This is a genomic window from Microbacterium sp. NPDC056569 (genome assembly GCF_042793475.1).
Lineage (GTDB): Bacteria > Actinomycetota > Actinomycetes > Actinomycetales > Microbacteriaceae > Microbacterium.
On sequence record NZ_JBHTUV010000015.1, the window covers coordinates 52,760 to 66,391 of the forward strand.

At 71.2% G+C, this 13,632-nt stretch carries 13 protein-coding genes; 6 read left to right on the forward strand and 7 right to left on the reverse strand.

The annotated features are described in order from the left end of the window. Window positions 1-33: 33 nt before the first annotated feature. Window positions 34-2,625 carry an ATP-dependent DNA ligase gene (locus ACFQ7C_RS16715; RefSeq protein WP_378903698.1) on the forward strand — a complete coding sequence of 864 codons (2,592 nt, stop codon included), beginning with the start codon at window positions 34-36 and terminating at the stop codon, window positions 2,623-2,625. A gap of 7 nt (window positions 2,626-2,632) precedes the next feature. On the opposite strand, the gene ACFQ7C_RS16720 is transcribed toward ACFQ7C_RS16715, so the two are convergent. From ACFQ7C_RS16720 to murI, 4 genes are all read right to left on the reverse strand, one after another. Further along, window positions 2,633-3,544 carry a cation diffusion facilitator family transporter gene (locus ACFQ7C_RS16720; RefSeq protein ID WP_378903701.1) on the reverse strand — a complete coding sequence of 304 codons (912 nt, stop codon included), beginning with the start codon at window positions 3,542-3,544 and terminating at the stop codon, window positions 2,633-2,635. 94 nt (window positions 3,545-3,638) lie between these two features. Then, window positions 3,639-4,295 (reverse strand): RdgB/HAM1 family non-canonical purine NTP pyrophosphatase, encoded by a 657-nt coding sequence (rdgB, locus tag ACFQ7C_RS16725; protein WP_378903819.1) that lies wholly within the window; start codon window positions 4,293-4,295, stop codon window positions 3,639-3,641. A 17-nt stretch (window positions 4,296-4,312) separates the two neighbouring features. Continuing rightward, the gene (rph, locus tag ACFQ7C_RS16730) at window positions 4,313-5,059 is read right to left on the reverse strand and encodes a ribonuclease PH (RefSeq protein WP_378903704.1); all 747 of its coding nucleotides are present in this window, start codon (window positions 5,057-5,059) and stop codon (window positions 4,313-4,315) included. A gap of 29 nt (window positions 5,060-5,088) precedes the next feature. Beyond that, the gene (murI, locus tag ACFQ7C_RS16735) at window positions 5,089-5,934 is read right to left on the reverse strand and encodes a glutamate racemase (RefSeq protein ID WP_378903707.1); all 846 of its coding nucleotides are present in this window, start codon (window positions 5,932-5,934) and stop codon (window positions 5,089-5,091) included. Window positions 5,935-6,039: 105 nt separating this feature from the next. Here murI and ACFQ7C_RS16740 point away from each other — a divergent pair, with 105 nt between their 5' ends. Continuing rightward, on the forward strand, window positions 6,040-7,389 hold the full coding sequence (locus tag ACFQ7C_RS16740) for a nicotinate phosphoribosyltransferase (RefSeq protein WP_378903710.1): 1,350 nt from the start codon (window positions 6,040-6,042) through the stop codon (window positions 7,387-7,389). Here the strand turns inward: ACFQ7C_RS16740 and ACFQ7C_RS16745 are convergent, their stop codons facing one another. From ACFQ7C_RS16745 to ACFQ7C_RS16755, 3 genes are read right to left on the reverse strand one after another with little or no spacing between them, the layout of a single operon-like run. After that, window positions 7,390-7,656 (reverse strand): DUF3039 domain-containing protein, encoded by a 267-nt coding sequence (locus ACFQ7C_RS16745; protein WP_045296870.1) that lies wholly within the window; start codon window positions 7,654-7,656, stop codon window positions 7,390-7,392. 50 nt (window positions 7,657-7,706) lie between these two features. Next, window positions 7,707-9,272 (reverse strand): hypothetical protein, encoded by a 1,566-nt coding sequence (locus tag ACFQ7C_RS16750; RefSeq protein ID WP_378903713.1) that lies wholly within the window; start codon window positions 9,270-9,272, stop codon window positions 7,707-7,709. Beyond that, complete coding sequence (locus ACFQ7C_RS16755; protein WP_378903716.1) at window positions 9,248-10,840, reverse strand: ABC transporter ATP-binding protein; 1,593 nt, start codon at window positions 10,838-10,840, stop codon at window positions 9,248-9,250. Before ACFQ7C_RS16755 ends, ACFQ7C_RS16750 begins: the two co-directional genes overlap by 25 nt. Before the next feature lie 195 nt (window positions 10,841-11,035). Between ACFQ7C_RS16755 and ACFQ7C_RS16760 the strand changes: the two genes are divergently transcribed. The 4 genes from ACFQ7C_RS16760 (at window position 11,036) to ACFQ7C_RS16775 (ending at window position 13,418) form a co-directional block, all read left to right on the forward strand. Continuing rightward, window positions 11,036-11,728: an NTP transferase domain-containing protein gene (locus ACFQ7C_RS16760; RefSeq protein ID WP_378903719.1), complete on the forward strand. Its 693-nt coding sequence runs from the start codon at window positions 11,036-11,038 to the stop codon at window positions 11,726-11,728. Between the two features lie 64 nt (window positions 11,729-11,792). Beyond that, window positions 11,793-12,731 (forward strand): hypothetical protein, encoded by a 939-nt coding sequence (locus tag ACFQ7C_RS16765; protein ID WP_378903722.1) that lies wholly within the window; start codon window positions 11,793-11,795, stop codon window positions 12,729-12,731. A 112-nt stretch (window positions 12,732-12,843) separates the two neighbouring features. Continuing rightward, complete coding sequence (locus ACFQ7C_RS16770) at window positions 12,844-13,146, forward strand: hypothetical protein (RefSeq protein ID WP_378903725.1); 303 nt, start codon at window positions 12,844-12,846, stop codon at window positions 13,144-13,146. Between the two features lie 35 nt (window positions 13,147-13,181). Further along, entirely contained in the window at window positions 13,182-13,418 is a 237-nt protein-coding gene (locus tag ACFQ7C_RS16775) for a hypothetical protein (RefSeq protein ID WP_378903728.1), read from the forward strand. Window positions 13,419-13,632: the final 214 nt, after the last annotated feature.

Consider the following 13,632-nt stretch of genomic DNA (forward strand, 5'->3'; position numbering starts at 1 on the left):
CCTTGCGCGACGCGTCGCCGATACTCTGAGCCCATGGCGGGCGACGAGCAGCTGGTGCGCATCGGCGGGCGCCGCCTGCGCATCACGAACCTCGAGAAGGTGCTCTACCCCGAGACCGGCACCACCAAGGGCGAGGTCATCGACTATTACTCGCGCATCGCCGAGGTGCTGATCCCCCATGTGGTCGGACGCCCGGTCACCCGCAAGCGGTGGCCCGACGGCGTCGGCACCGAGGACGACCCCGGCATGGTCTTCTTCGCGAAGGACCTCGAACGGGGTGCGCCCTCCTGGGTGAGACGGATGCCGATCCCCCACTCCACCGGGACGAAGGAGTATCCCCTGGTCGGCGACGTGCCCACGCTCGTCTACCTCGCGCAGGTCGCGAGCCTCGAGCTGCATGTTCCCCAGTGGCGCTTCGACTCCCGGGGGGATCGGGGTCCCGCCGACCGGCTCGTGCTCGACCTCGACCCCGGTCCGGGTGCGGGCCTCGCCGAGTGCGCCGTCGTGGCGGGCTGGGCGCGCGAGATCCTGCTCGACATGGGTCTCGAGCCCTTCCCCGTCACGAGCGGAAGCAAAGGCATCCACCTCTACTCGGCGCTGCCGCCCGGCCAATCCACCGAGCAGGCGTCGGCACTCGCGAACGAGCTCGCCCGGGCGATCGAGGCCGACCACAGGGACCTCGTCGTCAGCAGCATGAAGAAGGCCGAGCGGCACGGCAAGGTCCTCATCGACTGGAGTCAGAACAACGGATCGAAGACCACCATCGCCCCCTACTCGCTGCGTGGCCGCACGCATCCGACGGTCGCCGCACCGCGCACGTGGGACGAGCTCGACGATCCGGAGCTGCGCCATCTCGAGTTCACCGAGGTGCTCGACCGCGTCGAGGCCCTCGGCGACCCGATGTCGGCGCTCGGCTTCCACGCCGGCGGTCGTGACGCCGCGTCCGGCCCGCTGTCGGCCTACATCTCCAAGCGCAGCGCCGAGCGCACCCCCGAGCCGGTGCCGGAGAACCCGCTCGGCGCCACACCCCACGGGGAGCTGCCCAGGTTCGTCATCCAGGAGCACCACGCGACAGCCCTGCACTGGGACTTCCGCCTCGAGCACGACGGCGTCCTGGTGAGCTGGGCGGTGCCCCGCGGGGTGCCCCACTCCTACAAGCGCAACAACCTCGCCATCATGACCGAGGACCACCCGATGGAGTACGCCACCTTCGAGGGCACGATCCCCGCCGGCGAGTACGGCGGCGGCACGGTGACCATCTGGGACGACGGCCGCTACGAGCTGGAGAAGTGGCGCGACGACGAGGTCATCGCAACCCTCGAGGGACGCCCCGGCGGACCGCTCGGCCGCGTGCGCCTCGCGCTCATCCGCACCGCGGGCGAGGGCGAGAAGTCCAGCTGGCTGCTGCATCGCATGAAGACGGATGCTGCAGGCCGGCCGCAGCCCGACGGCTCCGTCGTCGAGCCCAGCCCGCAGGCAGACGCCCCGTCCCGCGGCTCACGTCGGGTCGGCTCGGCGAGATCAGGAGATCGGGCCTACGCAGGAAGATCCGCCGGAGATCGTCCTGTCTCCGCCAGTTCTCCTGATCCCGCAACGGAGAGGAAGGACCCCGGCGGTGCGCGCACCGTGACAGCGGACGCATCCGATCTGCGTGCGATGCTCTCGACGAGCGCGACGCCGGCCCGGGCGCGCCTCGCCGCGGTCACCTGGGCCGATCGTGAGGGTGGAACCGCCTGGGTGGAGATGAAATGGGACGGCATCCGCGCGATCGGAGCGTGGAACGGCGAACGCCTGCGTCTGTTCGCACGCAGCGGCAACGAGGTCACCCACCGCTACCCCGAGCTGACCGCGGTCGACGCCGGCTTCGGCGACGAGCCGTGCGTCGTCGACGGCGAGCTCGTCGCCCTCGAGCCCGACGGGCGGCCGAGCTTCCCGCTCCTGCAGACCCGCATGAACCTCGAGCACGCCGGCGACATCGCCCGCGTGGCGCGGAGGACGCCCGTGCGCTACTACCTGTTCGACATCCTCGCGCACGACGGCGACGACCTCGCCGGCCTGCCCCTGCGCGAACGCCGCGACGTGCTGGAGGCGGTGGCCGCAGCATCCGTCGATTCGATCACCGTCCCGCCCGTCTTCGACGATGTCGATGCGGCGCTCGACACGAGTGCTCGACTGCGCCTGGAGGGCATCGTCGTCAAGGATCCGGCCTCGCGCTATGTGCGCGGGGTGCGGTCCGAGTCGTGGCTCAAGGTCAAGATCACGCAGACGCAGGAGGTCGTGATCGCCGGCATCCGTCCCGGCAAGGGCGGGCGCAGCGGCACGTTCGGGTCGCTGTTGCTCGGCATTCCCGGCGCCGGCGGCCTGCAGTACGCGGGCCGCGTGGGCAGCGGGTTCAGCGACTCGACGCTGGCGATGCTCCTGAAGAAGCTGACGCCGCTGCGCACCGACGAGAATCCGCTGGTGGGCGTGCCGGCGCTCGACGCGCGCGACGCGCTGTGGGTGAAGCCCGAACTGGTCGCGGAGGTCGAGTACGGCGAGTTCACCCCCGGCGGCATCCTGCGCCACCCCCGCTGGCGAGGGCTGCGTCCCGACAAGTCCCCCGCAGAGGTGCGGCGCGAAGACTGACGCCGCGCTAGGCGTGGGCCTCGTGCTCGACGTGTCCGGCGGGCTCGAGCTGGAACGTCGAGTGCTCCACGTCGAAGTGCTCGGACAGGCAGGTCTGCAGGCCGCTCAGGATGCCGGCGGCCCGCCCGTCGGTGAGAGCGGCGTCGTCGACGACGACGTGCGCGGTGAACACCGGCGCCCCGCGCGTGAGCTGCCACACGTGCACGTCGTGAACGTCGACGACTCCCGGCGTGGCAAGGATGTGCTCGCGGATCTCGTGGACGTGCGTGCCCTGGGGCGCCGACTCCGCGAGCACCGACACGACCTCGCGCAGCAGGCCGATCGCCCGCGGGATGATCATCGCGGCGATGAACAGCGACGCGATGGCGTCGGCCTGGTACCAGCCGGTGGTGACGATGACGATCGCGGCGATGATCACTGCCGCCGAGCCGATGAGGTCGCCGAGCACCTCGAGGTAGGCGCCGCGGACGTTGATGCTGTGCCGCTGCGCGGAGCTGAGCAGCCACATCGCCACGCCGTTGGCCACGAGTCCGACGATGGCGACCACGAGCATGAGCGAGCCCGCGACCTCGGTCTCACCGGGCCTCAGCAGTCGCGAGATGCCCTCGAACGCGACCCATGCCGAGAGCACGATCAGGATGACCCCGTTGATCAGGGCGCCGAACACCTCGGCACGCTGGTAGCCGAAGGTACGGCGATCGTTGGCAGGCCGGGCCGCGACGGTGCTCGCGATGAGGGCGATCACCAGGGCCGCGGCATCCGTGAACATGTGCGCCGCGTCGGCGAGCAGCGCGAGCGATCCCGACAGCGCCGCCCCGACCACCTGGACCACCATGACGGTGGCGGTGATCCCGAGCGAGATCGCGAGGAGGCGGCGGTTGCCGGCCCCTCGGATTCCGGACGGCGCGTGGTCGTGCATGACCTCAGGTTAAGCCCCGCCCCACGCCGGAGAGCGCTGTGCCGCGTTGTCGGGAATGAGTGTGATTCTCACTCGCAGCGCGGCCCCGCGGACGTCAGAGCTCCGCGAGCAGCTCCGCCAGCGCGACGAAGGCGCGCGAGCGATGGGATGCCGCGTTCTTCTCGTCAGCCGTCCACTCGCCGACCGTCCGCTCGGCGCCGGGCTCCTGACCGTCCGGGACGAAGATCGGGTCGTAGCCGAAGCCGCCCTCCCCCGCCGGCGCGGGCGCAAGGCGCCCTGGCCACACCCCTTCGACGACGCTCTCGCGCGAGGCGTCGCCCGGCACCACGAGCGCGATCGTCGAGACGAACTGCGCCGTGCGGTGCGGGTCGCCGATATCGGAGAGCTGGTCGAGCAGCAGGTTCAGGTTCGCCGAGGCATCCTTCGCGTGACCGGCCCAGTACGCCGAGAACACGCCCGGGGAACCGCCCAGCACGTCGACGCAGATGCCCGAGTCGTCGGCGAGCGCCGGCATGCCCGTGTGCTCCGCCGCCGCTCGCGCCTTGATGAGCGCGTTCTCGGCGAAGGTGATCCCGTCCTCGACCGGCTCAGGGCCGTCGTAGGCGACCACGATCAGATCCGGCCGCGTCGCGGCCACGATCGCCTGGAACTCCTCGACCTTGTGGCGGTTGTGCGTCGCGAGCACGATCTGCGCCGGCGTCTGGCCTGCAGCCGCAGACTCCGCCTCGACCGCGGCGACGACGTCGGCCATGTCCTCGGGGTGCGCGGTCACGCGGCATCCTCCGCGGCGAGGGCGGCGGCCTGGAAGTCCCGCAGGTCGGCGCAGCCGTTCACCCCGAGCTCGAGCAGTGCGTCGAGCTCGCGCTTGTCGAACGGCGCACCCTCGGCGGTGCCCTGCACCTCGACGAACAGGCCGCGGCCGGTCACGACGACGTTCATGTCGGTCTCGGCGCGCACGTCCTCGACATAGGCGAGGTCGAGCATGGGCGCGCCGTCGATGATGCCCACCGACACCGCCGAGACCGAGTCGAAGAGCACCTGTGCCTTCTGGCCGATGAACTTCCTGCCACGCCCCCACTCGATCGCGTCCGCGAGCGCGACGTAGGCGCCGGTGATGGCGGCCGTGCGCGTGCCGCCGTCGGCCTGCAGCACGTCGCAGTCGATGACGATGGTGTTCTCCCCGAGCGCCTTGGTGTCGACGACGGCGCGGAGGGCCCGGCCGATGAGGCGCGAGATCTCATGCGTGCGCCCGCCGACCTTGCCCTTGACGCTCTCGCGGTCGTTGCGCTCGTTCGTCGCGCGCGGCAGCATCGCGTACTCGGCGGTGATCCAGCCCTTGCCCTTGCCCGTCAGCCAGCGCGGCACGCCGTTCGTGAACGACGCCGTGCAGAGCACCTTGGTGTTCCCGAACGAGATGAGGGCGGATCCCTCGGCCTGGCTCGACCAGCCGCGCTCGATGGTGACGGGACGCAGCTGGTCGACGGAGCGGCCGTCGGCACGGGTGATGTCGGTCATGCGGTTCTCCTCCAGGAGGGACGGATGCCTCAGCCGAGGCGCCGGGCAGGGTTCGAGGCGTGGGGGATGTCGATGGCGCCGGTCTGCACGAGACGGACGGAGGTGACCTCCCGGCCCATGAGTCGGTGCGCGAGGCGCAGGAACTCGTCGGCGGACGCGCCGGTGGCTTCGTAGACGTGGCGGGGCTCGGCATCCGCTCCGGCGAGCAGGTCGCGGGAGACCAGCTGCCGGTAGACGTCCTTCGCCGTCTCGGTGTCGCTCGACACCAGGCTCACATCGGGCCCCATGACGTAGCTGATCGCGCCCTCGAGGAACGGGTAGTGCGTGCAGCCCAGCACCAGCGTGTCGACCTCGGCCGCGCGAAGGGGCGCGAGGTACTCCTCGGCGACCGCCAGCACCTCGGCCGATCCGGTGATCCCCGCCTCGACGAACTCGACGAAGCGCGGGCACGCCTGCGCGAACACGGTGAGACGCTCGTTCACCCCGAGCATGTCCTGGTACGCACCGGAGCTGATGGTCCCGGCGGTGCCGATGACGCCGACACGGCCGTTGCGGGTCGTCGACATCGCCGTGCGCACCGCCGGGTTGATGACCTCGACCACCGGAACGTCATAGCGCTCGCGCGCGTCCCGCAGCATCGCCGCAGACGCCGTGTTGCACGCGATCACGAGCATCTTCACACCCTGGGCGACGAGGTCGTCGAGCACCTCGAGGGCGTAGCGCCGGACGTCGGCGATCGGCTTCGGACCGTACGGCGAGCGCGCGGTGTCGCCGATGTAGAGGATGGACTCCTGCGGCAGCATCGACGAGACGGCCCGCGCGACGGTGAGCCCGCCGACCCCGGAGTCGAAGATTCCGATCGGCGCGTCGTTCACGAGAATCCACCCTACGCCAGCGGGTCGCCGGTGGCGTGGCGAAGCCGCCGGCGAGCGGAGCGAGCCCTCGCGCCCCCCGCGACCAGGAAAGCTAGGCTGACCCGCATGACCCATGGGCACGCCGCGCGCGGAGATCTCTCCACCGCCCTGCTGACGGACCGCTACGAGCTCACGATGGTCGACGCGGCACTGCGCGACGGCACAGCCCACCGCCGCTGCGTGTTCGAGCTGTTCGGCCGTCGCCTGCCCGGCGGAAGGCGCTTCGGCGTCGTCGCGGGCACCGGGCGGCTGCTGTCGCTCATCCGCGACTTCCGCTTCGGTGACGACGAACTGCGATTCCTCCGTGACGAGAAGGTGGTGAATGCTGCGACCCTCGACTTCCTCGAGGGCTACCGGTTCACCGGCTCGGTGACCGGCTACCGCGAGGGCGAGCTCTACTTCCCCGGCTCCCCCATCCTGACCATCGAGGGGACGTTCGCCGAGGCGGTCGTGCTGGAGACGTTGGCCCTCAGCGTGCTCAACCACGACTCCGCCGTCGCGACCGCGGCAGCGCGCATGAGCATCGCCGCCGGCGACCGGCCGCTCGCCGAGATGGGCTCGCGCCGCGCCGCCGAGGGCTCGGCCGTCGCGGCGGCCCGCGCCGCCTACATCACGGGGTTCAGTGCGACCTCGAACCTCGAGGCCGGTCGCCGCTGGGGCATTCCGACGATGGGCACGGCCGCGCACGCGTGGACGCTGCTGCACGACACCGAGGAGGATGCGTTCCGCGCGCAGATCGAAGCCCTGGGCGTCGGCACGACCCTCCTCGTCGACACGTACGACATCCGTCAGGGCGTCGAGACGGCGGTCCGCGTCGCGGGCACCGGACTCGGCGGGGTCCGGATCGACTCCGGCGACCTCCCCACCGTCGCCGCCGAGGTGCGCGCGCAGCTCGACGAGCTCGGTGCGACGAGCACGCGCGTCACGGTCACGAGCGACCTCGACGAGTACGCGATCGCTGCGCTCGCGGCCTCCCCCGTCGACTCCTACGGCGTCGGCACATCGGTGGTCACCGGATCCGGCACCCCGACCGCCGGCATGGTCTACAAGCTCGTGGCCCGCCAGGGCGCCGACGGCGGCTGGGTCGGCGTCGCCAAGGCCTCGACCGACAAGGCGTCCAAGGGCGGCCGCAAGGCGGCCTTCCGCACGCTCGACGCGGGTACGGCGACCAGCGAGCTCATCGCCGTGTCGGACGGCTTCGAGGCGCTCGACACCGCTTCCGCGCACCCCGGCTCGCGGTCGCTGCAGGTCGCGCTGGTCGTCGACGGAGAACCGGATGCGGCGCACGAAGGCGCTGCGGGCGTCCAAGCCGCGCGGGCGCACCACGCGCGCGTCCGCGAGGAGCTTCCGGTGCGGGGCCTCGCCCTGAGCCGCTCCGACCCGGCGATCCCCACGGTCTACATCGACGCCGGGTGATCAGCCCTGGAGCGACTCGTAGATCTCTTTGCAGGTGGGGCACACGGGGAACTTCTCGGGGTCGCGGCCCGGCGTCCACTTCTTGCCGCACAGCGCCCGCACCGGCTTGCCGGTGATCGCGGACTCGAGGATCTTGTCCTTCTTCACGTAATGCGAGAAGCGCTCGTGGTCACCCGGCTCGATGTTCTCTTCTTTGAGGAGCTCTTCGAGCTCGCGATCGAGGGTCGCGATGCCGCCCTGGTCGGGGCTGTCCAGCGGGGTGCTCATGGTCTGCCAGTGTAGTCGTGGCCGGCCGGGATGGGGTCGGCCCGGCACGGTCAGGTGGACTCGGCGAACTCCATGAGCCGACCGCCCCGGCGCTCGAACACGATGGCCCCGATGCCGATGCCGACGACGAGCACGCCGAGTCCGATGGCCAGACCTCCCCACAGCGCCGCGTCCGCGGCATCCGTGTCGCCCTGCAGAGCCAGCCAGCCGCACCACAGCACCGGCGCCGAGACCACGAGCGCCCCCAGCATGACCGCGCCCTGCGCCAGCGCGCCGCTCGCGCTCGTGCGCTGCGGCTGCTGGAACGGGCTCTCTCCCGGCCGTGACACCGCGTAGGGCGCGACGACGGACGAGATGCTCGACAGCCCGAGGCCCGACAGGAACAGCGCCACGCAGACGCCGGTGAGGGCCGGCAGCATCGCCCAGCGGCCGTGCAGCAGGGTCGCCACCGGTATGGCGAGGGCGAGCAGCGGGACGCCGATGAGCAGCACGGGCACCAGGCGACCGAGGCGGTCGGAGACGCCGCGCACGCCGCTGGCGATGTGCATCCATACGGCCGTGGAGTCGTAGGCGAGATCGTCGTGCGGCAGCCAGCCCAGGAACAGCGCCGCGAACGGCACGGGCACGAGCGCGACGAGCTCCGGTGGAACGCCGGCGATGAGCAGCGGCACCACCGTGATGGCCGCGGCGAAGGGGATCACGAGCCCGTTGACGACGTACCGTCGGTCGCCGAGCCAGTAGACGAGGCTGCGCGCCGCGATCGCCCCGCCGGGGGTGCCCGGCGCGACGCCGAACCACCCGAGACCGCCGCGCTCCCGGCCGGTGCCGGGTCGCTCCGTCGTCGTGAGCACCCGCTTGACCGCCCACACCCACAGCATGCCCAGCAGGACGACGGTGCCGACCGCGATCACCGCGGAGAGCCAGGCGTCGCCGCCCGTGGCCACCATGCCGGGGACCGCCCAGGCGGCGCCGAACGGGGTGAGCGCCAGCCAGTCGACCGCCTCCAGCAGCTGCGGCGGCACGCTCCCCTCCCACTCGAGCGACGCGAGGAAGACACCGACCGGCACCACCACGACGAGCACCACGAGCACGAACACACCCGACAGCTCGCGCGACCGGCGGTCGCGCAGGAAGAGGGAGGCGAGGGCCATGCACACGCGCGCCAGCAGCACGCAGGTCACCACGCCGAGCACGACGCTCACCACGCCGATGGCGACCGGCACGCCGTGGTCTGCCCACACGATGGCGGAGCACACGGCGATGGCGAGGAGCACGAGGATGGGCACGCTGAGGAGGCCGGCCACCGCGAGCACCAGCGCGAGCCTCCCGCGCGGCAGCCCGAACAGGGCGAACCGCCGTGGGTCGAGCGGATCTTCCACGGCACCGAAGAGCGGTGCGAGTGCGAAGCCGAGCGTCACGGCGGAACCGCCGAGGACGGTCACGGCGAGCACCTCGTCGGTCGCGGCATCCCGCAGGGAGAGCAGGGCCCAGCATGCCGCCGCCGTCGCGGCGACGAGGATCAGGAGACCGCTGACGACCCGCACGACGTGTCCCGCGTGACCGCGGAACGTGCCGAGCAGCAGCGCGAGCCTCAGTCGGAGAATGTGTGCAGCCACTCGAGGCCCTCCACGTCGCTGAGCCCTCCGGCCAGTTCGACGAAGCGCTGCTCGAGCGTCAGCTCGCCACGCACCTCGTCGACCGTGCCCTCAGCGAGCACCTGGCCGGCCACGATGACCGCGACGCGCGTGCAGACGCGCTCGACCAGGTCCATGCCGTGGCTCGAGAGGATCACCGTGCCGCCGTGCGCGACATAGGTGGAGAGGATGTCGAGGATGATCGCGCTCGACACCGGATCGACCGCTTCGAACGGCTCATCGAGCACGAGCAGCCGCGGCGAGTGGATCAGCGCGCCGGCGAGCATGACCTTCTTGAGCATGCCCGCCGAGTAGTCCGAGACGCTGCGGCCGAGGGCGTCCTCGAGGTCGAAGGCGCGCGCGAGGTCGGCCGTGCGGCTCTCGACCACCGCCGGGGGAAGCTTGCGCAGCACCCCGTAGTAGTAGAGGAGCTGGCGCCCGGTCAGACGATCGAAGGTGCGCAGCCGATCAGGCAGCACGCCCATGAGCTTCTTGGCTGCGAGCGGCTTGGCGGCAGCATCCACTCCCCCGACATGGATCGTGCCGCGATCGGGTTCGAGCAGGCCCGCGATCATCGAGAGCGTGGTCGTCTTGCCGGCGCCATTGGGACCGACGAGGCCGTAGAACGTGCCGGCCGGGATCGTGAGGTCGATGCCATCGACCGCGTGGGTGCTGCCGAAGCGCTTCGTGACGCCGCGCAGCACGAGCGCGTCACCGGATGCTGCGGCCGGCGATGCTGCGGCGGCATCGAGCGAGACCGCCGCGGTCAGGGCCTCCGGGTCGAGGGTCGGCACGGGCTCAGCTGCCAACGCCGCCGACAGCACAGGCGCGGGCGCCTCCGTCTCCGGCTCGAGCGTCGCGGCCGGCACGGGGCCGGGCGCCTCCGTCTCCGGCTCGAGCGTCGCGGCCGGCACCGGGCCGGGTGCGGGCGCAGGCTCGCGCTCCGCGGGGGCGGCCGCCGGCCTGGGCTCCGCGGGCGCGGCGTCGGGCTCGACCACGGGAGTGGGCTCGGCCACCGCCGCGGGCTCGGCCACGGGCGCGGACTCGACCACGGGCTCAGCATCGACCACCGCCGCAGTTTCGGCAAGAGGCTTGATTCCGGCCGCCGGGGCGGCTGCGGGCTCCGGCTCAGGCTCGGCCGCAGTCTCCTCCCCCTGTGCCGCGTCCGCGACGGGCGCGGGGTCCTCGACGGATGCGGCTTCCGCTGGTCCGAAGCCGGCCTCGTCATCGGGCGCGGGAAGCGGCGGGCGCGGAGGAACGACGATGCCCGCCGCCGCGCTGGCGGCGAGCTCGAGGTCGCTCGGCAGAGGCGGCGGGGGTCCGGGATCGGCCTGAGGCGCCGGCTCGGGCTTCGTCTCGGAGGCGGCGGGAGTGCGCTTCTTCCGCGGCGCAGCCTTCGCGTTCGCTTCCGACCGGGGCTTGCGCGGCGGGCGGCGGGGCTTGTCGGGAGCCGGTGAGACCGTGTCCGCGAGGCGTACGACGCGCGCGCTGGAGTGACGGTCCGGCTCTTCCGGATCGATGTCATTCGGCACCGGGAGGGAGGCTGTCACTGAACCAACGTATCAAGCGGGCCTGATCGCGGCGCAGTTCGTCTCGCCGCGTCGCGGCAATCGCGTTATGTCACGAATCGGCAACGGGAAGCCGCCATTATGCGCCTTCACAGGCCTCATCGCTACCATGGTCGAGGCACGAAGGGGTGTCGCGCCGGTGAACCGGCAGTGAATCACGCACTTCAGGAGCAGACTTTGACCCTTCAGACCGTCATCCTCGCAGCCGGAATGGGCTCGCGGCTCGGCCGCAGCCTGCCCAAGCCCCTCACGGAGCTCGGCGACGGCCGCAGCATCATGCAGCAGCAGCACGACAACATCCGTGCGGCCTTCGGCAATGAGGCCAAGATCACCACCGTCGTCGGCTACCGCGCCGAGACCATCGTCGAGGCGTTCCCGGACGTCGACTACGTCTACAACGACCGCTACGACCAGACCAACACGTCCAAGAGCCTGCTCCGCGCCCTCGCGAAGACGGGCAGGGGCGGGGTGCTGTGGATGAACGGCGACGTCGTCTTCGACCCGCGCGTGCTCGGCCGGGCCATCGCCCTCATCGAGCGCGACCAGTCGTTCGTCACGGTCAACACGTCCAAGGTGAGCGACGAAGAGGTCAAGTACACCGTGACCGGCGAGGGCTTCATCAAGGAGCTCTCGAAGACCGTCAAGGGCGGCATCGGTGAGGCCGTCGGAATCAACTACATCTCGAGCCGCGACAAGAAGGCGTTCATGCGCCACCTGACGCGCGTCGACGACCAGGACTACTTCGAGCGGGGCCTCGAACTCGCGATCGCCGAGGACGGCGTGCTGCTCCAGCCGCTCGACATCTCCGACCTCTACGCCGTCGAGGTCGACTTCGCCGAGGACCTCGAGCGCGCGAACCTCTTCGTCTGACCGATCGCCCTGAGCCTGTCAACCCCGAGGCCGCACGCAGACCCGGGCACATAGACTCGGCGCGATGACCGACAAGGTTCACCAGATCCACTCGCTGCCGGGCGATGCGCCGTGGCAGGGCGGGCTCCCGCCCGCGGGTTCGGACGAGCACCCGTTCACGATCCGCGCACTCGACCGTGTGCTCGCGATCCAGCGGCCCGTGGTGCTCGCCCATCTGCGCAGCATCCGTCTGCGGCACCCCGATGCCTCCCCCGCCGACATCGTCCGGATCCTCGAGCGTCGCTACCTCGCGGCGGTGACGACCGGCGGCGCAGCGGTGGGCGCGACCGCCGTCGTCCCCGGCATCGGAACGGGCGTGACGCTCGCGCTCAGCGGGGTCGAAACGGTGGCGTTCCTCGAAGCGACGACGCTCTTCGCGCAGTCGGTGACCGAGGTGCACGGCATCCCGGTGTCGGATCCCGACCGGGCCCGCGCGCTCGTTCTGACGCTCATGCTCGGCAAGGAGGGCGTCGACCTCGTCGCGCAACTCGCCGGACAGGCCGCGGGGCGGGGCCCGACCCGCTCCGGATATTGGGGCGAGCTGATCACGAAGTCGCTCCCCCGCGCGGCGGTCGGACCGCTGGTGGACCGGCTCAAGACGACGTTCATCCGCCAGTTCGCCGCGCGCGGCGGCGCATCGTGGATCGGCAAGGCACTGCCGTTCGGCATCGGTGCCGCCATCGGCGGCGCCGGCAACAACATCCTTGGGCGCCGCGTGCTCACCGGCTCCCGCCGCGCCTTCGGCGTGCCCCCGCTCACACTGCCGCCCGAGCTCGAGCCGCGCCCGGGTGCCGACCGGATCGAGCGGCTCGCCGGACGCGGCATCCGTCGCGCCGGCGAGGCTGTCGTGGACGGTGTGACCCGGGGCGCCTCCGGTGCGCGGCGCATCACCGCGCGCGTGATCCGGCGCGCTCCGCGGGAGATCGAGGCCCCGGCTTCGTCTCCGGCCCCGACCGAGGACTGAGACTCCTCCCCGGTGGCACTCGGGGAGGAGTCCGCGAGGTTGTCCACAGCGTCCACGCGTCTCTGCGGGAGAACGCCCTTGTGCGTCCGACGCCGCTCCTAACGTGGCCGCCATGCTTCGCGCGCTCGACCCCGACGACCCGTTTCCCCCGCCGGCCTACCGGGTCCCCTGGCGGGTCGACCGGGCGGATCGCCGGCATCCGCTGATCATGAACGCAAGCTCCTCTGCGGTCGACTTCGTCCGGGTGTTCGCCGACGACGGACCCCCGTCGACGACCGAGCATTGGGGTCAGATGGTTCCGGGGGAATCGGCCGAACTCTGCCTGTGCACGGTGGACTCCGATGGCGCGATCGTCACGATCGGATGGTTCCGACCCGAAGACGGGAACGAGTATCTGTGGCGGTTCGTGACGTGACCCCGCGAGCGGGCCTCTCGGGTGACAATGACGGTATGGGTCTGTTCAGCAAACTTCCGGAAGAGCCCACCGAGTGGGCGGGGCTGCCGTCCGAGCCGACGCGGGCCGAGACGCAGGCCGAACGATTGACCGAGGCGTCCAGCGTGGATCTCGGCGGGCTGGGTCTGGGCGACCTCGCGGTCGGCGGAGGAGGGGCGGTCGAGTCGATCGTCATCCCGGTGGCTCCGGTCATCGAGATCGTCGAGGCGCAGGAGTCCGGCGAAGACGAGTAGCGAGCGCTCGATGGGCGCGTGCTCCTGCCGATTCCGATTCGACAGTTGGCGGGTCTGCGCGAACATCGTACTTTTGTTCTGTTTTATTCCGCTTGCGCCGAGTATTGTATAGAGTAGAGATTCGGTGAGTTGATGGCCTCTCACGGAGCGTTGTCAGGTGCGGTTTCGGCCGCGGGTAGGTGTTGGAGCAGATCGCGTTTGTGATGCGCGGAAT